This window comes from Pseudoalteromonas sp. NZS11 (genome assembly GCF_015864765.1).
Lineage (GTDB): Bacteria > Pseudomonadota > Gammaproteobacteria > Enterobacterales > Alteromonadaceae > Pseudoalteromonas > Pseudoalteromonas arctica.
On sequence record NZ_JADYWP010000005.1, the window covers coordinates 60,258 to 83,941 of the forward strand.

Annotated in this window: 19 protein-coding genes; 6 read left to right on the forward strand and 13 right to left on the reverse strand. The window is 39.8% G+C overall.

Annotated elements, in window-relative coordinates:
* Positions 1-6: 6 nt before the first annotated feature.
* The 4 genes from I6E82_RS12295 to I6E82_RS12310 form a co-directional block, all read right to left on the reverse strand.
* Positions 7-2,652 (reverse strand): DUF2339 domain-containing protein, encoded by a 2,646-nt coding sequence (locus tag I6E82_RS12295; RefSeq protein WP_197118016.1) that lies wholly within the window; start codon positions 2,650-2,652, stop codon positions 7-9.
* Positions 2,653-2,778: 126 nt separating this feature from the next.
* On the reverse strand, positions 2,779-4,140 hold the full coding sequence (locus I6E82_RS12300) for a hypothetical protein (RefSeq protein WP_121954641.1): 1,362 nt from the start codon (positions 4,138-4,140) through the stop codon (positions 2,779-2,781).
* Positions 4,141-4,304: 164 nt separating this feature from the next.
* Positions 4,305-5,210, reverse strand: a complete 906-nt coding sequence (locus tag I6E82_RS12305) for a GGDEF domain-containing protein (protein ID WP_101163476.1) — start codon at positions 5,208-5,210, stop codon at positions 4,305-4,307.
* A 97-nt stretch (positions 5,211-5,307) separates the two neighbouring features.
* The gene (locus tag I6E82_RS12310; RefSeq protein WP_010554604.1) at positions 5,308-5,892 is read right to left on the reverse strand and encodes a YqaA family protein; all 585 of its coding nucleotides are present in this window, start codon (positions 5,890-5,892) and stop codon (positions 5,308-5,310) included.
* Between the two features lie 195 nt (positions 5,893-6,087).
* Here I6E82_RS12310 and I6E82_RS12315 point away from each other — a divergent pair, with 195 nt between their 5' ends.
* Positions 6,088-7,323, forward strand: a complete 1,236-nt coding sequence (locus I6E82_RS12315; protein ID WP_010554605.1) for a TMEM143 family protein — start codon at positions 6,088-6,090, stop codon at positions 7,321-7,323.
* An 86-nt stretch (positions 7,324-7,409) separates the two neighbouring features.
* Here the strand turns inward: I6E82_RS12315 and I6E82_RS12320 are convergent, their stop codons facing one another.
* The 5 genes from I6E82_RS12320 to I6E82_RS12340 form a co-directional block, all read right to left on the reverse strand.
* Entirely contained in the window at positions 7,410-10,556 is a 3,147-nt protein-coding gene (locus I6E82_RS12320) for an efflux RND transporter permease subunit (RefSeq protein ID WP_197118017.1), read from the reverse strand.
* 8 nt (positions 10,557-10,564) lie between these two features.
* A complete protein-coding gene (locus tag I6E82_RS12325; RefSeq protein ID WP_197118018.1) occupies positions 10,565-11,812 on the reverse strand; it encodes an efflux RND transporter periplasmic adaptor subunit in 1,248 nt (415 codons plus the stop codon).
* The gene (locus I6E82_RS12330) at positions 11,809-13,062 is read right to left on the reverse strand and encodes a TolC family protein (RefSeq protein ID WP_197118019.1); all 1,254 of its coding nucleotides are present in this window, start codon (positions 13,060-13,062) and stop codon (positions 11,809-11,811) included. Before I6E82_RS12330 ends, I6E82_RS12325 begins: the two co-directional genes overlap by 4 nt.
* Positions 13,063-13,211: 149 nt before the next feature.
* Positions 13,212-13,532 (reverse strand): hypothetical protein, encoded by a 321-nt coding sequence (locus I6E82_RS12335; RefSeq protein WP_008135125.1) that lies wholly within the window; start codon positions 13,530-13,532, stop codon positions 13,212-13,214.
* An 80-nt stretch (positions 13,533-13,612) separates the two neighbouring features.
* On the reverse strand, positions 13,613-14,431 hold the full coding sequence (locus tag I6E82_RS12340; RefSeq protein ID WP_197118020.1) for an AraC family transcriptional regulator: 819 nt from the start codon (positions 14,429-14,431) through the stop codon (positions 13,613-13,615).
* A gap of 112 nt (positions 14,432-14,543) precedes the next feature.
* On the opposite strand from I6E82_RS12340, the gene I6E82_RS12345 reads away from it, so the two are divergent.
* On the forward strand, positions 14,544-17,630 hold the full coding sequence (locus I6E82_RS12345) for a beta-galactosidase (protein ID WP_197118021.1): 3,087 nt from the start codon (positions 14,544-14,546) through the stop codon (positions 17,628-17,630).
* A 61-nt stretch (positions 17,631-17,691) separates the two neighbouring features.
* Here the strand turns inward: I6E82_RS12345 and I6E82_RS12350 are convergent, their stop codons facing one another.
* Together I6E82_RS12350 and I6E82_RS12355 are read right to left on the reverse strand one after the other, a co-directional pair.
* Positions 17,692-18,138, reverse strand: coding sequence for a DoxX family protein (locus tag I6E82_RS12350; protein WP_197118022.1), 447 nt, complete (start codon positions 18,136-18,138; stop codon positions 17,692-17,694).
* A gap of 216 nt (positions 18,139-18,354) precedes the next feature.
* On the reverse strand, positions 18,355-19,500 hold the full coding sequence (locus I6E82_RS12355) for an iron-containing alcohol dehydrogenase (RefSeq protein ID WP_165725737.1): 1,146 nt from the start codon (positions 19,498-19,500) through the stop codon (positions 18,355-18,357).
* Between the two features lie 184 nt (positions 19,501-19,684).
* Here I6E82_RS12355 and I6E82_RS12360 point away from each other — a divergent pair, with 184 nt between their 5' ends.
* Positions 19,685-20,569: an AraC family transcriptional regulator gene (locus I6E82_RS12360; protein ID WP_024589735.1), complete on the forward strand. Its 885-nt coding sequence runs from the start codon at positions 19,685-19,687 to the stop codon at positions 20,567-20,569.
* A 22-nt stretch (positions 20,570-20,591) separates the two neighbouring features.
* Here I6E82_RS12360 and I6E82_RS12365 read toward each other — a convergent pair whose 3' ends face one another.
* Together I6E82_RS12365 and I6E82_RS12370 are read right to left on the reverse strand one after the other, a co-directional pair.
* Positions 20,592-21,410 carry a hypothetical protein gene (locus I6E82_RS12365; protein WP_169061203.1) on the reverse strand — a complete coding sequence of 273 codons (819 nt, stop codon included), beginning with the start codon at positions 21,408-21,410 and terminating at the stop codon, positions 20,592-20,594.
* Between the two features lie 194 nt (positions 21,411-21,604).
* Positions 21,605-22,024 carry a VOC family protein gene (locus tag I6E82_RS12370; RefSeq protein ID WP_010554617.1) on the reverse strand — a complete coding sequence of 140 codons (420 nt, stop codon included), beginning with the start codon at positions 22,022-22,024 and terminating at the stop codon, positions 21,605-21,607.
* A gap of 273 nt (positions 22,025-22,297) precedes the next feature.
* On the opposite strand from I6E82_RS12370, the gene I6E82_RS12375 reads away from it, so the two are divergent.
* The 3 genes from I6E82_RS12375 to I6E82_RS12385 all read left to right on the forward strand — a co-directional run bounded on the left by I6E82_RS12375 (position 22,298) and on the right by I6E82_RS12385 (position 23,641).
* Positions 22,298-22,603, forward strand: a complete 306-nt coding sequence (locus I6E82_RS12375; RefSeq protein ID WP_024594103.1) for a hypothetical protein — start codon at positions 22,298-22,300, stop codon at positions 22,601-22,603.
* A complete protein-coding gene (locus I6E82_RS12380; protein WP_007587227.1) occupies positions 22,600-22,989 on the forward strand; it encodes a hypothetical protein in 390 nt (129 codons plus the stop codon). Before I6E82_RS12375 ends, I6E82_RS12380 begins: the two co-directional genes overlap by 4 nt.
* A 169-nt stretch (positions 22,990-23,158) precedes the next feature.
* Positions 23,159-23,641: a DUF3015 domain-containing protein gene (locus tag I6E82_RS12385; RefSeq protein ID WP_024589733.1), complete on the forward strand. Its 483-nt coding sequence runs from the start codon at positions 23,159-23,161 to the stop codon at positions 23,639-23,641.
* Positions 23,642-23,684: the final 43 nt, after the last annotated feature.

Consider the following 23,684-nt stretch of genomic DNA (forward strand, 5'->3'; position numbering starts at 1 on the left):
ATAAAGTTAAACTGGATTTACTCGGCTTCTAAGCTTTTGGAACAACCAACTTAATCCCACCAACGAAAGTCCTAATCCAATAAACGAAAGCGCTTTAAGTAAGCCCTCCAAGTTAGCCATATCAATTAAAAACACTTTAACAATAACTGCAGCTAGTAAGCCTAAGCCTACTTTTTGTATTAATAACTGGTTTTTTAAATGACCAAAAATAACAGTACCCGCCCCCATTACTAACCAAATAACAGAGTAGCTATAAAGCTCTGCATTACTTGCACCTTTTGATAAGTAAATATAAGGCCCTTGCCAGTATTGGCGAATAAAGCTGTTTATTGCCAATAATATAAACCCACCCGCAACAGCCAATATAAATGGCGTAGCTTTAGCGTTTATTGGTTTTACAAGCTTGGCCAGCCAAAGCGTTAATCCTGCAGGTACTAACCACAATAGTAATAACCAGTTAAATATTGGCAGCTCACCTATGTAAAGTGATTCAAATAATGGGTTGTCGTCAAGCAGTGTTTTAATAGCAAAAAGCCCTGCTAACCCTACAAGTGCAAAGCCCGCCACTTGGTATAACTTAGCTAAAGTACCGGCAAGTTTTGCTCTGTGTAAATACACACACCCTAATGCCAGCCAGTTACAGGTAAGGAGTATTTGTTCGTAAAAGTTAAGTGAATCAAATTGCGGATAATGCCCTACTAACTGATAACTTGTTTCGGTGGTAATAAAAAGTGCTAAACAATGAAGCGCTGCACCTTCGAGCCATATTTTCAGTTTTGATGAGTCAAAGCACTTAGCTGCGGCAAAAAATAACGCAATACATAACGGATAAACCACAATGCTCCAATGCAAACCAAATACCGTGAGTGCATCGTAACTTGGCGTCCAAGGTGAAAGCGTAAGGCGCAGTAATAACGCAGCAACCAAGGCTTTTATAGGCCAATGTGGCATAGGCACGCTATAGCGTTTAATAAGTACGCTTATAAGTAATACTTGTACAGCAAGAGCAATGGTTAGGCCGCTGTCACTTAGTAGCATGGTAATTGCTAACGTAATATTGGCATTAGCGCCTACCCAACAAGTAAAACGCTGAAATAGCGTTGTATTATGTTGCGCGAGCTTTATTAAAATAGCTGCCACTACAAACAATACAACGGCCCAAAGTGGATATGCAGTACTTAACGCAAAATTAGGAATAAGCGTATATAAAGTCGCTATCATTACAAATACACTAAATGCCCCCGTAATATGAAACGCTAAACGCTTAATCTGTTTTTTACCGTAATAAAGCCCAAAAGCGGTAAGTAACAATCCGAGAAATAAACCCAAACCATACTCATTTTTGAATATAAAGAGTGCGTCATCAAATAGGTTTGGCGAAAGATGCGTGCGTTCAGCGCCTATCACCAATAGCGTTGAAATAACTAACGCTACACCCTGCCAAATATCCCAACGGCTATTTTTAAGGACTAAAAACAACACCAAAACAATACTCAACACGCCGATTGTTTGCCACTGCATATCAAAGTGACTTATTAGCATGGTAAATATTAAGGGCGCCATAAAGGCGAGTAATAATGCATGATCTGGAAGCACTTTAATTAAGCGTTTTAAACTGTGCGGGCGATGTTCAATAACATTCAGTTTTAGACCCAATCGCGGTATAGCAATTAACCCAATAATACTCAGTAGAGCAAACGTTCCCATTAACCAAACGGTATTAATTTTAAGTAATGTAAAACCAACTAAATACCAACCAATATGCCCTGCCCATAATAAATACCACAACCAAGCTCGCTGTACTTTATGTGCAACTAACGCGGCTGACAAACTTACAAAGCCAACATACATAAATAATGCAAACAAGTTACCACTGCCAGTGCTAACCCATATTGGTACACTATAAGCGCCAATAATACCTAATACCGCTAATAATGGGCCTAACCTAAGCGCCATAGCACTTGCGCTAATTGCAATAACTGCCAGTGTAAAAAATGCCACGGTAGGGCTAAGCATATCGTAGCTACTGTAGGCTAAAAGCGTTAAAGCAAAACAGGTAATAAACCCGCCGCTTGCAAGCGCTGCGGGTATGTAATTATTAAAGCCTTCAAATATAATACGTTTATGGTGTAAATAAGCCGCAGCTGCAATTAAGCCAAGCCCAAATAAGCCGCCTAAGCTCAGCCTCATTACAGGCGATAATAATCCAGCTTCTAGGCTGTATTTAGCTAAAAATATGCCACCAAACGCAAGCGCTATTGCGCCTATCCAGGTCATCCAGTTTTGCTCAAACCCTGCGCGTAATTTATTAAATAGTAATTCTATGGCTGATGCTTCAGCTGGTTTGGCTTTTTTAGGAGGCGCTGATGGCTGATTTATTACAGGTGGCGACACGCTTTGGGACGTTAAGTTTGGCTGTGTTTTATGAGCAATTGGCTCAGACCTTGAAAGCGCTGCCTGAGCAGTAGATGCTTCACTTTGAGGTTCTCTTTGCGATATCGATTTATGTGTTTGTAGATGTGTTATTTTGGCTCTTAAAACAGCAACTTCTTGTTTTAATCCATTTAACTGCACTAGCGCTATTAAGCCGCAAATAGCACCGGCAACTACAACCAGTATTACTATGACGGCTAACCCAACTAAATCATCCATGGCACACTCTTATTAATTATTATGCCCAGAGTGTACCTAATTATTAATGAGTAGGTAAATTTTGTTCAATAAAAAAGCCTAAGTACTTAAAGTGCTTAGGCTTTATGCTACTTAATATGTTTAGATTTATTCAACACTATCGGTAATAGTGCGCTCTAGGGTCATTTTATAACCTGAGCTTGTTGTTTCATCATGCTCTAAAATCAATATGTAGTTACCCTCTTGTGTAAAGTCCATATCGCTTTGCTGAATAAGCACAATTTGCTGGCCATTATCTTCATATACAACATAAACCGTGTAAATTTCGTTATCTACAACCTGCTCTTCTTGGTCATACTTATCTAGGCCATCGACTACGTTACTGGTGTCGTCTACCGTTTCGCCGTTAAGTGTAAAGTACACATCAACATCTGAAACCGACTGCCCTGCGTAGCTTTCAATTAGGTTTACAACCGATACCGTATGGCTGTAACTACTTGGTGTTAGGTTTTCTTCAACGCTCATCATACGTAAACCGTTATCAACGTCGTTATAAAAAATACCCACCGCACTTTGCTCACGCTCTAGCGTCATTAAAAAGTTATCAGCTAGTTTTGTACCTTCTTCGTCGTACATCGCTACGCTGTAACTATTAGGCGAAAGTTCAACATAATCGGTATAAGAGTCACTAGCAACTGTATTTGTTGTGTTTACAGTTGTACCGCGTGTAGCAGAAAAGCTTACTGGCGAGTAGTCATCAACCGTATTTATAAAACGTAATTGCCCCAGTGCAGATTGATGTTTAAGCTCAGTAACGTAGTTATTATCGGTTACTACATCAAGCGTAATACCGCCTTCTTCTGTAGCGTAACTTGGACGGATCATTGCTACATAGCTTGCTTCATCGTATAAATAAACAGATGACGACTCGTACACAACATCACTGCTGCCCGCTTCGGTTATGTAAATAGTGTAATAACCTTCATCAACGCTTTGTAGATCTAACTCACTTAAATATTGAGCCGATGAAAAAAGTGTCGCGCTTTCAAATACGCCATCATCAGTTGCTAAGTAAATATCGTAGTTAGTATCCTCCCCTGCAATATTATAAAATCCTAAGTTAAACTCACCCGTATCGCTTGTGATAGGTACGCTAAGCTCTGTAAATGTAGGCTCATCAAAGTTGCCGCTCATTACTACTAACTGTGTTTTGTCGCCTTTAATAGAAATTTCTTGGTCGCTAATTGTTATATAGCTGTCGTTAGCATCTAGGTATTCAAAACTTACATCATAAGTGCCTGTGCTGTAGTTATGGCGAGTAGTTACATCGGCAAAATCAGCGCCTGAACGTTCTGTTTCTTCAACAAACAAACGCGTATATGGGCTATTGTAAGAGCCGTTATACAATTGGATGTAACCTGTAGAGCTTGAGCTATCGTCAGAGCCACAGCCCGACAAAATAGTAATTAGACTTAAGGGTAATGCAGCTTTTAAAAGGGAGTTGGTCATTAAGGTTATTCCTTATTATTAATATCCCCATTATGACCTAAACATTCTATTTTAATTTCATGATTTACAAAGCATTACCCTCACTGACATTTCCTTACGAAAACGTTAAAAAGTGTAGTAAATGTGCAAACAATAAGGACGTGTTTTTATATAGTTAAAAACGCTTACGGGGCAATTTCAAAACGATCTCGGCCACTCTTCTTAGCTAAATATAAAGCTTGATCAGCGCGCTTCATTACTTTATCTAAAGGCTCATTAGGCGTTTGCATTGCAACACCTATACTTACTGTTAAGTGGCGAGAATTTTGAACATTTATGGTGTGTGCAAGATCAATTAATTGCTGCGAAAAATCACACGCTTGCGTCATATTATTTATAGGCAAGTAGCCACCAAATTCTTCACCACCGAGGCGAGCAAATTTGTTTTGGTGCGTAAAAGCATTGTCGTATTTAGTTGCTAGTTCTTTAAGCACCACATCACCAACATCATGACCAAATTCATCATTAATTGCTTTAAAGTGGTCTATATCTACAATTAAAATAACGTAAGGTGAGTGCTGAGCATCTTTAGCGTGCTGATAAAAATAACGTCTATTATGTACCTTGGTTAAATCGTCAATAATTAGCTCACGCGCTAATCGATTATTAATACTTTGTATAAAGCGCATCGTTTTAAATAAACCATAGGAAGTTAAAAGCATGCCGCTGGTTCTGCATAAATCTTCAAAATAAATACTTACCCAGTAAGGCTGTATCACTATCTCATCGATTAAATCAGCTGTATTACCCATGGACCAGAGCATTAATCCGAGAGTCGAAAATGTATATGCAAGCTTTGAAAGTTTGGAGCACTGAACCATCCAAAATAAAAAAATAAGAACAATTAAATTAATAAAATCAGTTGTAAAACCGTAAACATTATTTTGAACTTGTAGGGGAGGAAAGTTAGTTAGGGAGTAGGCTGAAAAAATAACAATATAAGCTAATAAAAATAGGCTTACAGTTTTATTTTTCCAGCTCATTTTAAAAAAATTAGAAAGCCTGATAGTGAGTTTTACAGTTTCAATCATATTAACCCTAAGCTTTTCGATACTATATTAAAAAACTATAGCACATTACCAAAAAGGCTTATTAGAATAAGGTGGTTAATAACCTTTAATAATGAGCTTAAATCACCAAGCTTAATCCCCAAACTCCTAACACAAGTAACGTTATTAAAACCATTGCCTTAGTTTTGTGTTTACTAATGATTCGCTCAGCTTCATTACCTGCATAATAAACAATAATAGCCAGACCAAAGTAACGAATAGAACGCGCAATACCCGAGGCCAACAAAAACAGCCAAATAGAGTACTTAGTCGCGCCAGCTGCAAGCATCGCTATTTGAAACGGAATAGGCACTATGCCTAGTGTTATTACAAACCAAAAACCTTGATCTTGCATTTGCTGTTTAACGTTTTCAAATTGCTCAGGGCTCGAAAACGTATTAATAATCCAATCGCCAACCGCATCAAATAAATAATAACCCAACGCATAACCAAACAATGCGCCCACTATGCAGCCCAAGGTCGCCATTAATGCTATAAGCCATAGCTTTTCACGGCGAGCTTGCATTAGCGGTACTAATACAGCTTCAAGTGGAATAGGAACTATGGTTGACTCTAAAAACGACGCCACTGTAATACCGCTAAGCATATGCTTAGAGTCAATAAAATTACGCGTTTTTTCTTTTAGCTTTTTTTGAATGGCCATAGTAAATCCTTTTCACTTATAAATAAGAACAAGAGTATTCAATAAGCCAATAATTACACATTTAGGTTAATACACGCTGAAAACAGTGTACTAAATTTATCAGGTCCTAATACATTAACAAATTAGTAATATCCATAATAATATTTTATTATGTGCCCATGCAGTTAGATTCCCTATCACAGTAGTTATTAATTTATGCAAAGTGCGCGTTTTATTCCCTTTAGAAAGCAAGATATTGTTGATATGTGTAGCGAAGAGCTTAAAAGCAGTACACAAAAAACATCGTTTAAACAATTTTGCGATTTACTAGCAAGCCTTATTCATTACGATTACCACTCAACACTTGAGTCACTTAAAAACAACTACGCCCCTTTTGATCCCAACAGTGACACGCGATCGTTAGCGCCAGTATCGGCGGATCAAAAAGCGCAGTGCCAACATGAGTTTGCTAAAGATTTTGCTAAGGTGCTTAATGCCGCTAATTTTGAAGTGATAACCAATGAAGACTTACAAGATGCATTAAATGAAGAGTCATTATTTAAGGTGCGCCTTGAAGTTGAATTTGACGACTTTGAAGAAGTGGTTTTTTATCGCCGTGGCGAGTCGCAACTCACTGAAACTATTACCAGCTTTTGGGGCTTGCGTAAAAAGCCGCTGCACTTTACTAATTACGACCGAGTTGCGGTGTTTATTCGCTTTAAAGATAGCGCTTATTTTGAAGCTAAAAATAAAACGCCAATGGGATTTGAGCCAAGTTCAACCATAGTAAAGCTGTTTCAAAATGTGCCAAAGGCCGATCTCGAAATGCTATTTCCTAATAGCGAAGTACGCATGCGCCCAATTGATAAAGCAATTATTGGCTCATCGGCTTTAGTTGGCGGTGCAGTGGTACTTATAACTAAACTTGGCGCATCAATCGTATTATTGCTTGCTCTGTTTGCTTTTTGGGGTGGTTTTAGAAGTGAAGCTGTAGAAATGACCCAACAACATTTTATTACCTTTGCTATTGGCATGGGAGTATTTGGCAGCTTTATTTTTAAAGAATGGAGTAAGTTTAAAAACCGTAAAATTAAATTTATGAAAGCGCTTAGCGATAACCTCTACTTTAAAAACCTTGATAATAACGCGGGTGTTTTTCACACGCTTATTGACGCTGCCGAAGAAGAAGACATAAAAGAAGCCCTGCTTGCGTATACCTTTTTACTAAAATCAGAAAGCGGCTTAACCGCCCAAACGCTTGATGAACAAATAGAGCATTGGTTTAAAAGCAAATACCAGTGCGATCTTGATTTTGAAATTAGCGACGCACTTGAAAAGCTGGTACGTATGCGTTTGGTAACGTGCACTAGTGATGTGTATAGCGCAATAAATTTAGAACACGCAAAAACGATATTAGATGAGCGTTGGGATAATCTGTTTCAATATAATTAATGTAGTATTTTTGCTAAATAATACCCAAATAAAAAAGCAGCTGTAAGTACAGCTGCTTTTTTTATTACATTATCAATAGCTAGTATTTAAGCTAATTCAGCTTCTGCTTTTTTAGTAAATTTAGAATGTACTAACTTATAAAGCGCAGGCAATATTAATAGTGTCAGTAAAGTTGATGAAATAATCCCGCCAACCACTACTGTCGCGAGAGGTTTTTGCATTTCAGAACCCGTTCCCGAATTAAGCGCCATAGGTATAAAGCCTAAACTTGCCACCAGCGCCGTCATCAGTACCGGGCGCAAGCGCTGTAGTGCACCGCTGTGAATTGCATCAAACAAACTTAAACCATCGCTTCGTAACTGCTTAATAAACGACAGCATAACCACGCCGTTTAATACCGCGACACCGCTTAGGGCAATAAAGCCGACACCTGCTGAGATTGAAAGCGGCATATCGCGCAGCAATAACGCAAGCACACCACCCGTTAATGCCAGTGGCACACCACTAAATATAATCAATGAATCACGAAGCGATCCAAAGGCGCTATACAGTAAGCCAAATATAAGCAGTAAAGTGACCGGCACAACCAACGACAATCGCTTACTTGCAGATTGTAGCTGCTCAAACGTGCCGCCGTATTCAAGCCAATAGCCACTTGGTAAATTAAGTGATTCATTCATGCTCGCTTGCGCATCACTTACAAAGCTTGCTAAATCGCGCCCCTCTACATTGGCAGTTACTACTACATTGCGCTTACCACTTTCGCGGTTTATTTGATTAGGCCCTTTTTCAATGCTGATTGTTGCTACTTCGCCAAGCGGTACAAATGCAAGTTCTGGGTTACTATCTTTAGGTAAAGCAACTGGCAAACGAGCAAGTGCTGATACATCGCTAGACCAACGCTTATCAAGGCGCACTAATAACGAAAAGCGTTTATCGCCTTCGTAAATTAGTCCGGTTTGCACACCACCAACAGCGGCGGCAAGTGTTTGTTGAATGTCGTTTACGCTTAAACCCAATAACGCCATGTGGTCGCGCATTGGTGTTACCGAAAGTGTTGGCAATCCTTCCATTTGCTCCAAACGTACATCGGTAGCGCCTGCAATATTACGCATTAGCCCTGTGGCTTTTTCGCCAAACTCTTTAAGTACGCTTAAGTCGTCACCATAAATACGCAGTGCCACATCGGCGCGCACGCCAGCAATTAACTCGTTAAAGCGCATTTCTATTGGTTGTGTAAATTCGTAATTATTACCAGGGACATCGTTAACACGGGTACGAATTTGCTGAACCAATTCTGCTTTAGTAAGTGCTGGATTAGGCCACACATCTTGCGGTTTGAGTATTAAAAAGGTGTCGGCAACATTAGGCGGCATAGGATCGCTTGCTACATCGGCAGTACCAATTTTTGAAAATACGTTAGCAACCTCAGGCTGATCTAATATGGCTTGCTCAAGCTCTTTTTGCATTTGCACAGATTGCTCAATACCGGTGCCAGTAATGCGCAGCGCGTGCATAGCAATATCGCCCTCATCAAGTTTCGGTAAAAATTCTGCGCCCATGTTTTTAACTTTAAAACCAAGCACCAATACTAATGCCGTGGCAATACCCACCATCAGCCACGGTAATTTAAGCGATATACCAAGTAATGGCTTATACACTTTTTTAACGCCGCGCATGACTGCGTTTTCGGTTTCATCAACCTTACCGCGAACAAACACTGCAATAGCAGCCGGTACAAATGTAACGCCAAATATAAGCGCGCCAATTAACGCCGCAACTACAGTAAACGCCATTGGCTGAAACATTTTGCCTTCAACGCCGCTTAGTGCAAATAAAGGTAAGTAAACCAGCATAATAATAACAATGCCAAATACAGCCGGTGTAAATACTTCTTTGGTGGCTGCGGTCACTACATTTAAACGCTCGTTTAAAGTAAGTAGCCTGCCATGTTTATGCTGAGCTACACCGAGTTGGCGCAGGCAGTTTTCAACTACAATTACAGCACCATCAACAATTAAACCAAAATCGATTGCGCCTAAACTCATTAGGTTACCCGATACGCGATTACCTACCATACCTGTAACGGCAAACAACATACTCAACGGAATAACCATTGCCGTAATAAGCGCGCCCGTTACATTACCCAGCAGTAATAGCAAAATCACTATCACTAAAACGGCACCTTCAAATAAGTTGGTTTGCACGGTTGCTATGGTTTTATCAACAAGAGTTGTGCGGTCGTAAACTGCCTCAACAATAACGCCAGCGGGTAAGCTTTTTTGCACATCAACTAACTTATCAGCCATGGCTTTTGCCACTACGCGGCTGTTTTCGCCAATTAGCATCATGGCGGTGCCGAGCACGGTTTCTTCGCCGTTATAAGTGGCCGCGCCGGTTCTAAGCTCTTTGCCTAAAAGCACGTTAGCCACATCTTTAATGCGTACAGGTGCATCGTCGCGCTTAGCTATAACGGTATTGGCTATGTCATCAATGGTTTTAAGCTGCCCAGGCGAGCGTACTAAATATTGCCCGTCAAAGCGCTCTATATAGCCTGCGCCTCGGTTACTGTTATTAACCTCAAGTGCACTAATTACATCGCTAATAGTAAGCTTATAGGCAATGAGTTTTTCGGGCACTGGCGCTACTTGGTATTGGCGCTCAAAGCCACCTTGGCTGTTTATTTCGGTTACGCCTTTTACTTTTAAAAGCTGCGGACGAATAACCCAATCTTGCAAAGTACGTAAGTCTTCGGCGTTGTAGGCAGTGCCATCTTCTTTTAACGCATTAGGCGCGGCGTGCACACTATAAGTAAATATTTCGCCTAAACCACTGGCAATAGGACCCAAGTTTGGCTCTACGTTATTAGGTAAGTCGGATCGAATACTTTGAATACGCTCACCAATTTGCTGACGCGCCCAATAAATATCGGTGCCTTCATTAAAAATAACCGTTACTTGCGAAAGCCCATAACGCGAAAGCGAACGGGTGTAATCAAGCTTAGGTATGCCCGCCATGGCGGTTTCTACCAAATAGGTAATGCGTTGCTCTACCTCTAATGGCGTAAAACCCTGCGCTTTGGTATTAATTTGCACTTGTACGTTTGTTATATCGGGTACTGCGTCTACTGCTAAATTTTGAATGTTGTATACACCAAATCCAGCAAATAAAAATGTAAGCGCAAGCACCAGCATGCGGCGTTTAACCGCAAAAGAAACTATCCAATTAATCATGGTGCCTCCTAGTGAGCGTGGCTTGCGCCGCTTTTTAAAATATCAGCTTTAATGACATAACTATTGTCTGTTACGTATTCGCTACCTGCGTTTAAGCCTGTAAGTACTTCTACCCACTCGCTATTTTTTGCACCTAAGGTAACGGGGCGCACTTCAAATACATTATTGTTACGAACAAACACACTGGGTTGACCGTTAAACTCTTGAATTGCTTGTGGCTTTACACGCACGCTGGCATTTATTTTAGCCACACTTACATCGCTATTTATATGCATGCCTGGGCGCCAATGCCCGTCTGGATTATTAAGCTCTATACGGGCGCGCGCTATGTGCCCGCCAGTCATCATTGGGGCTATAAAAAACACTTTTCCTTGCGTATTTAAATGATGATGCAAGTCGTACACTTTAGCGCTTTGACCAATGGCTAGCTTTTCAATGTTTTCAGGAAAAGCCGATAACTCAACCCATACTTTATCAAGGTTAACTACCTGCATTAGTGCGCTGGTGCTTGCAAGCTCGCCACGTTTTAAGTATTGCTCGGTTACAACGCCGCTAATTGGGCTTTTAATAGGGTAGTTTTGCAGTGTTTCGCGGTTGGTTACATTGGCAAGTACTTCGCCTTTTTTAACGTTTTGACCAATGCTTACAAAAATATCACTGATCAATCCGGCATACGGCGCCATTACTTCTACCGTGCCATGTTGTGTTGGTGCAATAACGCCAAAAAGCGTATCGGTAATATCCACTTCACCACTTTGCGCTATCTCGGTTTTAATGCCTGCGCGCTCAATAGCTCGCTCTGTTAACGTGGTACGGCCTTCGTGTTGGTCGTATTCATAGCTAATGCTCTCGCCTTTATAATTAGCAGTAACGGTAAGTGCAAACGAATGCGGTTCGTTAATTGATTGCGTGCTAACAAGGTAGTCGCCCTCAGCTGCAAACTGTATATTTTGCGACCCTTCAACTAAGCGCTTTAAACTCATTGTTATGTTTAAGTCGTTTATATTAATCGATTTATTTTGCTTATAGCCGTATACACGTAGCTCAACATTACCTGCAAATTCTTGCAATTTAAGCTCAAGGGTTAATTTAGGGTCAGTTAATAAAAAGCCGCCGTGTGGACCTTGTTTTTTCTCGTGTTGCTCTGTTTCTTTATGACCTGACTCGCCATGCTCAGCAGAGGCAAATACACCTGTGCTTACAAAGCTGCTGGCAAACGAAAGTGATACTAATAATGCGATTATATTTTTATTCATGATTGATGAGTCTCAATTAAAGATTGGCCTGTTAAACGCTCAAGAGTAAGTAGCACTTGGTACAGCTCTGCGTGAGTGGTAATAAGTGTGCGTTTAGAATCAAAAAGTGCTTGTTGAGCATCAAGCAATTGCAACACCGATATTTGTCCGCGTTGATAACTTTTTAAGCTTTGCTCGATCAATGTTTGTGCCTGAGGAATAATTTGATCAGATAATAGCTTTGCCTGATTAGCTCGACCTTGATAATAAGCGTACAAAGTACGTACTTGCTGGCGTAGCTGGATGCGCAATTGCCCTTGCTGCTCATTTAAAAGCATGAGCTGACTATTTGCAGCTGCAATATTTCCGCTATTTGAATTACTTAATTGCAGTGGCATAGAAAACGAAAACACTAATGAGCTGGAGTCGCTTTGTTGGTTATAGCGCACGCCTCCCCCTACATTAATATCGCTTTGTCCGTTTGCTTTTTGCAGTGTTAAATTAGCTGTTTGCTGTAAATATTGCTGTTGTAATAATGCAAATTCAGGGGCTTGGTTAACCGCATCTAAAAGTGCTTGCGCTGATTTAAGCGCAGTAATTACATTAATATTGCCAGCAAAAGTATCGTAGGGTTGCTCCTCACTCCACAGCTCGTTAAGCGATAAACTTGCTCGCTCAAATTCACTATTAAGCATGGCTTTATTAAGCTCTACTTGGCTAAGTGCATAACGCATGCGCGTTACATCAGCTTGCGACGCAGCACCCGCATTGGCTCTTTGTTCAATCGCTTTAAGCGCTTGGATAACGACCTGTTTACGCTCGTTGTTTAAACTTAATAATGTTTGAAATTTAAGCCCTTGGTAGTATCGCTCAGCAGTGGTTGCTAATAAGGCTAAACGGGTATTTTGATACTGTATTGCTTGAGCTTTAATATTGGCGGTTGCGTAATTAATACGGCTTTGGCGCTTATCGCCCAGCTCTATTAGTTGGCTAAGCCCAAGTGTTATTTCAGCGCCTTGAATGCCACGCGCCTTGTTTGTACCCAGTAAGTTTTCAGCTTCAACATTCAATACAGGATTAGGCGAAAGTGCAGCTTGTGATTTAAGCGCACTCAATATTTTTTGATGATACGGGTAGCGTTTTAATACCAGATTTTGTTGTTCGGTATTACTCAGTGCCTGCTTAAGGGTTAATGTTTTAACATTCGCCAAAGTACTAAAAGCAGGTAGCGCGCACATTAGCGCCACCAGCATAATTGGTTTTTTATTCATATAGCGTGTCCGTTTTTTAACAAACAGAGTTAACTTAATCACTACGCCTATTTTAAAAACAAGCGCGATCAAGCAACCTAAATATGTAAATAACTAGCCTAATAGCGCACAAGCGCAGGCAGTTTTTACAAAGTATTTAAAATTAAAAGCTAGCTATAAAAATTTGGTGGCGGTACATCTGGCGGGTAATTTAACCCGTTATAGCACGCAGGCGAAGTTGCTTTACTTTGCTCTGGACTTATTGAATGGCTAGAGGTGCTGTTGTAGCCACAATGGCAATGTTGGTGGGCATGAATCTCGGTAGTTGATGTCTTATCGCTTTGGTTATCATCGGCTGTGGAGTCGCCTTGCGATAACGAACTGGTTACGTGATCAACGTCTTCTTGCAAATGATACGCAGCACCATCACAGCTAATAAAGCTGTGTACAAGCACTAATAATATCACTATTAAAAAACGGTTTGAGCGCATTACCTACCTAAAACTCTAAAATGCAATTTAAGAAATCGCACAATACCTTAAATTTATTCAAATGTAGAGAGCCCCTAACGTTATTTTCTAAATTCGCTTGGCGACACACCTACCGACTTCTTAAAACGTTTGGAAAAATTAAAAATATTAGAGTACCCCACATAACTTGCCACATGCGAAATTGGCCAAGCCGTGTTTAACAGTAAGTTTTTAGCTCGCTCAATGCGTAAATAAATAAGTTGTTGTATTGGGCTTTTACCAAATTGCGCTTGGCATAAACGATGCAAATGCGGCGATGAGTAATGCACATGTTCGCACATTGCCTCTATTGTCCAATCAAACTGCAAGCGCTTATCTACCTCTTCAAACAGACTAATTAAACGATTATGCGCCGCACCCTGAGAGTTATTTTGCAGCGTAGCATTTAAGTAATGACTTAAAATAGGCGTTACGCTTTCGCGTAAATTAGCATTGGGCTCGCTGTATAAAAGCTCCATAGCAAGGTGTAACGGTTCAAGTTTTTGCTCGGTTAATACCAATGCTTGCGCTAAGTTTAAATGCTGCCAACGTTTAGTATTTGCAAGGTTTAACCAAATAACATCCCAATGTTCAGCATCAATTTTCACTTCAAAGCTTTGCTTTGCTGGTAGCACAATAAGTGTATTGGCATTAAGTGTGTACTGCTCATTATGTGTTGTTAATTTACCCTGCCCTGCAAGTGTATAAAAAAGTGTATGTTCTAGCGGTGCTGAGCGTGCTACGCAATAACGACCCGATAGGTTTGAGCAACCCGCAAGTGCTATTTCAAGGTTTGGCATTTGCGCGAGCGTTTGTGAATCAATAAAGCGTTCTATACAACGCGGACCAATATCGAGTATGTCTTTAATGTTATAGCGCATAATTACAATGATAGTTTTGGACAAATAAAGGAGAGCTTTAAGCATAACCCCTGCGATTATTTTTAGCTATATTTAGCGCATTATAATTGCCCGCTTATGCAATAGGATAAACATGACCTCTTTACAGCACATAATTAATCGCCGAGATTGGGAAAACCCAATTTCAGTACAAGTTAATCAAGTAAAAGCGCACAGCCCACTCAATGGATTTAAAAGCGTTGACCATGCCCGTACTAACACGCAATCGCAAAAACAAAGTTTAAACGATCAGTGGGACTTTAAATTATTTGATAAACCCGAAGCGGTTGATGAATCGTTGCTAAGTGAAACACTAAACAGCAACTGGCAAAGTATTACAGTGCCTTCTAACTGGCAATTACACGGCTTTGATAAACCTATTTACTGTAATGTTAAATACCCGTTTGCAGTTAACCCGCCATTTGTTCCAAGCGATAACCCTACGGGCTGTTACCGCACTGAGTTTACTATTACGCCGGAGAAATTAGCTCAGCGTAATCATATTATTTTTGAAGGCGTTAACTCGGCGTTTCACCTGTGGTGTAACGGGCAATGGGTGGGTTATTCACAAGATAGCCGTTTACCGAGCGAGTTTGATTTAAGCGAACTGTTAGTTGCAGGCACTAACCGCATTGCCGTTATGGTTATTCGTTGGAGCGATGGCAGTTATTTAGAAGATCAGGACATGTGGTGGCTAAGCGGTATTTTTCGCGATGTTAACTTACTTACAAAACCACAAAACCAAATACGTGATGTGTTTATAACCCCCGATTTAGACGCTTGCTATCGCGATGCAACGCTACATATAAAAACGGCGATTAATGCGCCAAATGACTATCAAATAGCAGTGCAAGTTTTTGATGGCGAACAGGCGCTATGTGAGCCACAAATTCAAAGTACTAACAATAAACGTGTTGATGAAAAAGGTGGCTGGAGCGATGTAGTATTTCAAGCAATTGATATACAAAGCCCTAAAAAATGGACCGCCGAAACCCCTTACTTATACCGCTGCGTTGTGAGTCTGCTTGATGATCAAGGCAATACCATCGACGTTGAAGCTTATAACATTGGCTTTAGAAAAGTAGAAATGCTTAACGGGCAGCTTTGCTTAAACGGCAAACCGCTACTTATTCGCGGTGTTAACCGCCACGAACACCACCCAGAAAACGGCCATACAGTTACTACCGCCGATATGATTGAAGATATTAAGCTGATGAAGCAAAATAACTTTAATGCCGTGCGTACTGCTCACTACCCTAACCACCCTCGTTTTTACGAACTATGTGACCAGCTAGGTTTATACGTAGTTGATGAAGCAAATATAGAAACCCATGGCATGTTTCCTATGGGGCGTTTAGCTAGCGATCCGCAGTGGGCTGGTGCATTTATGTCGCGTTATACACAAATGGTTGAGCGCGATAAAAACCACACCTCAATTATTATTTGGTCACTAGGAAATGAATGCGGACACGGCGCAAATCATGATGCTATGTACGGCTGGTCAAAAAGCTTTGACCCCTCTCGCCCAGTGCAATACGAGGGCGGCGGCGCAAATACAACGGCTACCGACATTATTTGTCCAATGTACGCCCGTGTAGATACCGATATTAAAGACGATGCGGTACCTAAATACTCTATTAAAAAGTGGCTAAGCCTACCAGGTGAAACTCGCCCGCTTATTTTATGTGAATACGCCCATGCAATGGGTAACAGCCTAGGTAGCTTTGACGATTACTGGCAAGCATTTAGAGAATACCCACGCCTACAAGGCGGCTTTATTTGGGATTGGGTAGACCAAGGTTTATCTAAAACAGACGAAAACGGCAAGCATTATTGGGCTTACGGCGGCGACTTTGGTGATGAACTAAATGACCGTCAATTTTGTATAAACGGGTTATTGTTCCCAGACCGTACGCCGCACCCTAGCCTGTTTGAAGCTAAATACAGCCAGCAACATTTACAATTTACATTGCGTGAGCAAAATCAAAACCAATACACCATTGATGTATTTAGCGATTACGTATTTAGACATACCGATAACGAAAAGCTTATTTGGCAGTTAATGCAAAATGGCATCTGTGTTGAGCAAGGCGAGCATGTACTTAATATTGCTCCGCAAAGTACACACACGTTAACTATTAAAACTAAAACAGCGTTTGAGCAAGGTGCGCAATATTATCTTAATTTAGATGTAGCATTAGTTAACGACTCACACTTTGCAAACGCTAATCACGTTATGGATTCAGAGCAGTTTAAGCTTATAAATAGTAACAATTTAAGCAGTAAGTCATTTGCATCATCATCTGAGCAAAGCGCTATAAGTGTTAGCGAAACCGACTCCCACCTAAGTATTGAAAACGATAAATTTAAACTTGTTTTTAGCAAGCAATCAGGGCTTATAGAGCAGTGGTTACAAAACGATACTCAGGTTATTAGTAGCCCACTGGTTGATAACTTTTATCGTGCCCCACTTGATAACGACATTGGTGTAAGCGAAGTAGACAATCTAGACCCCAATGCATGGGAGGCTCGTTGGTTGCGTGCAGGTATAGGGCAATGGCAACGCACATGCAGCTCAATTCACGCAGTGCAATCAAGCGTTGATGTACGTATTACTTGTGTATTTAATTACGAATTTAATGGCGTGCTACAGGCTCAAACACAGTGGCTATATACACTAAATAATACCGGCAATATTAGCTTAAATATTGACGTGCACTTAAACGATACTCTGCCACCAATGCCGCGTATAGGGCTAAGTACAACGCTTAACAAGCAAAGCGATACAAAAGTAAACTGGCTGGGTTTAGGTCCTTTTGAAAACTACCCAGATCGCAAAGCTGCGGCACGTTTAGGTTATTACAGCTTGAGCTTAAATGAGCTACATACACCGTATATATTTCCAACTGATAATGGCCTGCGTAGCGATTGCCAATTGCTGAGTATTAATAACTTAACTGTAACTGGCGCGTTTTTGTTTGCAGCCAGCGAGTATTCGCAAAGTACGCTAACGCAAGCAAAACACACTAACGAACTCATTGCTGATGATTGCGTACATGTACACATTGATCATCAACATATGGGTGTAGGTGGCGATGATTCGTGGAGCCCAAGTACTCATAAAGAGTATTTACTTGAGCAAAAGCAGTACAGTTATTCTTTAACTTTTTCAGCTAAATAATTTAGTAGTTAACCTACAAAAACAGCGGCCAAATTGGCCGCTATTCTTCAATTAATAAACTCTATTTTTTAGCTAGCTTTTTAACTAATACGTTATCAAGCGAAAAGCTTCCCGCTCCTTGAATTGCTAAAACTACAGTTACTACAAGTAACGTTAATGCGTATTCATAGCCATTGTTTGCCATAAATAAGCCATTACTAATATGTACGCTAAAAATAGCAATCAGCAAAGTAAAGCCGGCAACTACAGGAGCTGGGCGAGTTAACAAACCAATTGCTAATGCAATGCCACCAAAAAACTCAGCGCTACCTGCCATCATTGCTAACCAATAGCCAGGCTCTAAACCAATACTCGCCATCCATTGACCTGTACCTTCAAGCCCGTAACCGCCAAACCAAGCAAATAGTTTTTGTGCACCATGCGCCGCTAAAATAAGGCCAACTGGTACTCGTAAAATTAATGCTGCTACGCCTGCTTTTGAGCTAAGTAATGTGTTTAGTAATTTCATGAGTTTAGTCCTGTTTTAATTTATTTAATCGTTAGATTTTTCCTAACCGTTGAGCACAGTTTACTATCATCATTCAAAAACATTAATACAGACTTTATTGGTTAATTAGCAACGCAGTATTTATAATAAACCATAAAAAAACCGCCAACCTAAAGGTTGACGGTTTTTTATTAACGTATTACTTAGTATATTTAAGTAAGCGCTTAGCTTTGAAAATTAAGCAACTGCTTGCTCTAAAATTTCGCGGCTTTCTTTTAGCGTAATAGCTTGGTTTTCACCAAGAGCTAGCATGCCGTGCGCTTCAAGTTTATTAATAATATTGTCAATCGCCGCTGCTTTATCATCGCCATGTTCAGTAAGCTGGGTCGCTACGTCAAGGCTGTGGTAAAACGCTTCGATTGCTAAAATTGTTTTCTCAGCTAAGTCGTCAGATTGCTCAAGACCAAATACGTTTTTACCCATCTGCTCAAGTTTTGCTTTTTTAACTGCAAACTGGTTACGTAATAAAGAAGGCTGAACAATAGCAAGTGAACGAGCATGATCAACGCCGTAAGCAGCTGTAAGCTCGTGGCCAATCATGTGTGTTGCCCAATCTTGCGATACACCAGAACCAATTAAACCATTAAGTGCTTGGTTAGCTGCCCACATAAGGTTTGCACGCCATGCATCGTCTTGATTTTCAAAGTTGTCGCCTAATGTTTTAAGCGTTCTTAAAAGTGCCTCTGCGTAACCTTCTTGAACCAATGCCGTTTCAGGGAATGTTAGGTACTGCTCACATGTATGAACCCATGCATCTACTAATCCATTCACAAGTTGGCGCTGTGGTAATGTTTTCATTACATCAGGGTCCATAATCGCAAATTTAGGAAGTACTTCTGGTGATGCAAACGGTAGTTTTTGCTTTGTTGCTTCTTTGCTCACAACTGAGTTTTGGTTAGACTCTGAACCCGTTGCAGGCAATGTTAATATTGCACCAATTGGTAATGCGCTAGTAATAGTGTGCTTACCAGTAGGAATATCCCAACCTTCGCCATCATAAACTGCAGATGCTGCAATGTATTTAACGCCGTCGATTACTGAACCGCCGCCTACACCTAGTACAAAGTCGATGCCTTGTTCTTTACAAATTTTTACTGCTTGGTCTAGTACTTCTATAGTTGGGTTAGCGCCAACACCCGAAAACTCAACCCAGTCAAAGCCTTCAAGTGCTGCTGCAACTTGGTCGTACACGCCGTTCTTTTTAATTGAACCGCCGCCGTACACTACAAGTACCTTTTGATCCTTTGCGATCAAATCAGTTAGTGAGGCAATTTGTTCTTGGCCGAACTGGATAAGTGTTGGGTTTACGTAGCTAAATTTCATTATTTTGCTCCTAGGTGACGATTAAATACTAAATATAATGCTTAGTTACTAACTAAGCTAAACTTCAATGAGTGCATATTAGTGGCAAAACAAACATAAAAAAAGCCCAATAACTCGCAAAAGCTTGCCTAAAACTGTCAAGATTGATATTTTACGCAAAATTCGTACGATAGTAGAAGTTTTAATGTCCTCAATAGCCAACATGATGCAAAAATTTGCAGAGCACAATAATTTACTTAACTTTGAAGGCAACATGGAAACCATTATTCCAGGTGTGTATTTTCATCGTGCAAGTAAAAGCTCGCCGCGCCAACCACTTATATATAACTCAGGTATTATTATTGTTGGGCAAGGACATAAGATAATTCATTTCCCTGATCATCAAATAAAATATGGTGAAGGCGACTACCTTGTTTTAGGTGTACCTGTGCCACTTGAATGCGAAGCTTTTACCGATAACAACCTGCCTGTTATGGGGATTGTTATAGATATAAACCCGGTAATGTTACATAAATTAGTAAACCAAATTGGTACACATAAGCCATTCACTACTGGGCAAATGAGTGGCGTTCAATCGGCTAAAATAGATGGCGCAATGGAGCAAGTAACCCACCGTTTACTCAGCGTGCTTAATAACCCCATTGAGGCTGACGTTTTTGGCGAAGATATAGTAAAAGAATTGGTATATCGTGTACTTTGTGGCCCACAAGGACATACTTTAATAGGCCTTGCTATGCATGATGGGCATTATGCGCGTATCGCCCGTACGCTCTCAACTATGCACAGTAGTTATGCCAATCAAATTACAGTTGAAGGATTAGCTGAAGATGTAAACATGAGCGTATCGTCGTTTCATCGTGCTTTTAGGCAAGTAACGTTTGAGTCACCTTTGCAGTATTTAAAAAAAGTACGCTTAGCTAAGGCTAAAGAGCTAATAACTAGTAGTGGAAGCAAAGCCAACGAAGCCGCATTAAAGGTTGGCTATACCAGCCCATCTCAATTTAGCCGCGAATTTAAGCGCCATTTTAATAAAACTCCCAGTGAAATGTTAATTCAACTACATAACTAGGTAATGGTTTTAGAGATGTAAATTAACCGAGCGAGTCAATTTTAAGCACTGCTTTTTTGGTGTTTAGCATAGCTTGCTTAGTCAATTGGCGATTAATAAGTTGGCTAAAAATAATAGTAAATAATGTTGAGCAAATGGCAGCTGTTGCATACACCTGCCAAATCATAAAGTTATGTTTTAACATAAACGCAATCACCGCAAAAAATACACACCCACCTAATGAACCAATAATACCGCCATTAAGAATTTTAAACGTTGAGGCTTGTTTGTCACTAAAATGGGCAACACTGCCCATTACCGCTAAAATAACCGGAAAGGTAGATATTAACCCGCTCCATGCAGACCCTATATGCTGCGATATAAACGTAACAAGCACGATAAAGCTCGTCACTAATATCATTTTTACCGGAAGCTCCCAGCGAGCATTTAATGGTTTTGCATCAACTGATATATTTAGCTTTGTAGAGATAATAGTTAAACCGAGTAAAATACAAAGTGAAACCACACTCGCCACAATAATATTCACTGGTAAAAATAAAGTAATAACGCTAAATACGCACCAAATACTCAACGCTGTAAAAAGCGATTTAAGCATTCCAAATCTTCGTGATACAACCAAGTAACTAAAACAAAATAAGCCTATACCGCTCATACCATAAAGAGAGGCCACCGCTGAGTTAGCTGCAAATAATTTACCTTGCTCTAATGCTATAAAATAAGAAATAGGCCCAGAGGTAATAGGCAAGCCAGGAATTATGCCGCTAACAAAACTACCAAAGCGTTTTTGGGCGAATGTTATTAGTAAAATAAGCAAAGGTGCAATTATGAGTTTAAGCAGCATAAATAACAATAAAGTATGAGAATTGAAATTAAGTCTACGTGTCTATACCTACATTGTAGAGTGAATAAAAATCATGCATGTAGTGTAATTTTTTTCACCTGTAAATATTAACTAATTTATCAAAACACTGATTAATAGTTATAAAAAAACCACTTATTAAAGTGGTTTTTTTAGCTTAACTTAAACAACAGCATTTATACTTTTTTAAATAAAACCTCTGGGTTTACCATGGTTTTCATTTCAAGCACATTGCCATTTGGATCTTCAATAAAAAACGTTTCTTGCTCAAACTCATCACCAATAAATCGGCGGTATGGTTTATCTAAGTATTCAATACCCGCATCTTCAATACGTGTTTTTAACCCGTTAAATTCATCTTCAGATAAGTGAATCCCAAAGTGAGGTACTGCCACAGCTCCCATATCTACATCATGGCGAACTGTTGGTAAGCGCTCAACACTCTGGTGCAAGGTAAGTTCATTACCCCAAAAATCTATATCTACCCAGCGACCTTCTTCACTGTTACCCGTTTTACAGCCTAGTACGTCACAATAAAACGCTTTAGCCACTTTTAAATCGCCAGCCGGAATAGCCAGATGTAAACAGTTAGACATAAATAACCCTTGGTTAACACTTTAATACATTAAATTATCGCCATTATACATAACTTGTGATTTATAGAACATTAACAGCGGCACTATTAAGCATATTTAATACCTAAAAGCCGTTTAAAAAACACGCTTTTAAAGTTTGTAATTACTTATAACATTTATTTGTTAGAGAGTATTAGAAAGCGCAAAAGGATTAGTTTAAAATGCGCCGCTATGATTAAATTCTTATTTTTAAAATTCATCACTTTCTTTTTAGGCTTTGTAGCTTGCTTTGCTATGCACACTACTTTTGCATTACCTTTAGTGATTTCTGCTGCGCTAACGGGGCTTATTGGCTCGTTTATTCCTTTTCCTGCACTTTATAAAAACCATCCGTATGCTGCAATTTATGCTGGTAGCTTTGCAGGTATGTGTTCAACTCATTTAATTACCAGTTACTGGGAAATTGCTATTATTTCGCTTATTGGCTCAAGTTTGTATGTGCTTACTATGAATATGTTTACAGGTTTTGGTGGCAAGCTTGGCAGCGTAGCTTTTGCAAGCGTGGCACTTTTTGTATTAGCCAAAGGAATTGTATTATGAGTATTGAATATCCATTACTTGTACTGCTTGGGGCTTTTTTAACATTTTATTTAGCTAAGCATAGTCGCTTTGACGGGGTTAGAGCGTCGTCTTCACTTTCTATTATTGCTTATTTAATTTTTAGCGCTTTAAATTTGAACCCCGATTTATACGCAATTGTATTTTTTGGCGGCACATTTATAGGTATGAGCGCCCCACATCGATTTGGTATTTATACTGTAGCAAGCTCATCTATTTTATTTTCAATCTTATTTGAATTTCTTGTACCAAAACTTGACGGCTATGGCGGTGCATTGGGTATTAGTGCATTTTTATCTGTATGTATTTGCCATACTTGTATTTTATTAGGTGCCCCAAGAAGTAAAAAACCGCCACCAGTTCAATAAAAAGTGGAAACTAGGCTGATTTTTATCCTGACATTAACTTTAATATATTTAAAAATTAGAGTGTAAAATATTCATGTTTTAGCCTGTTCCTTTTTTCTGCAAGTCTGTTAGAATCTTCCGCGAACTTTATTTACCCTAAATAAAGACAATCATATATGGATTTATGAAAATGAAAAAACTAATCGCAGTAGCAGCTCTATCTTTACTTCCTTTCTCAAACGCAATGGCTGACCAAGATATTGGTTGTGGTCTTGGTTCTATGTTATTTGCTGGTCAGCAAGGTAAAGGCGTTAAAATTTTAGGCGCTACAACAAATGGTACATCTGGTAACCAAACTTTTGGTATCACTTTTGGTACTCTTGGTTGTGATGGTACTGGTACAGTAACTTCTTCAGAAAAAATCGCTTTATTCATTGACGGTAACATGGAGCAACTTGCTCGTGATATGTCAAAAGGTGAAGGCGAAACTTTAGCTACTCTAGCTGAAGCTTGGGGTGTTGCAGATCAAGATAAAGCAGCGTTCAATAAGCTTGCTCAAGCACAGTTTTCTTCAGTATTTACTTCTGAGAACGTAACTTCACAAACAGTTTTAGAAAACCTAAACACTGTTCTTGCAAGTAACGCACAACTTGCTTCTTATACTCTTTCTTAATCAGCTAAATTAGCCGGTTTTATACGTATAAATAAAGCCGCTG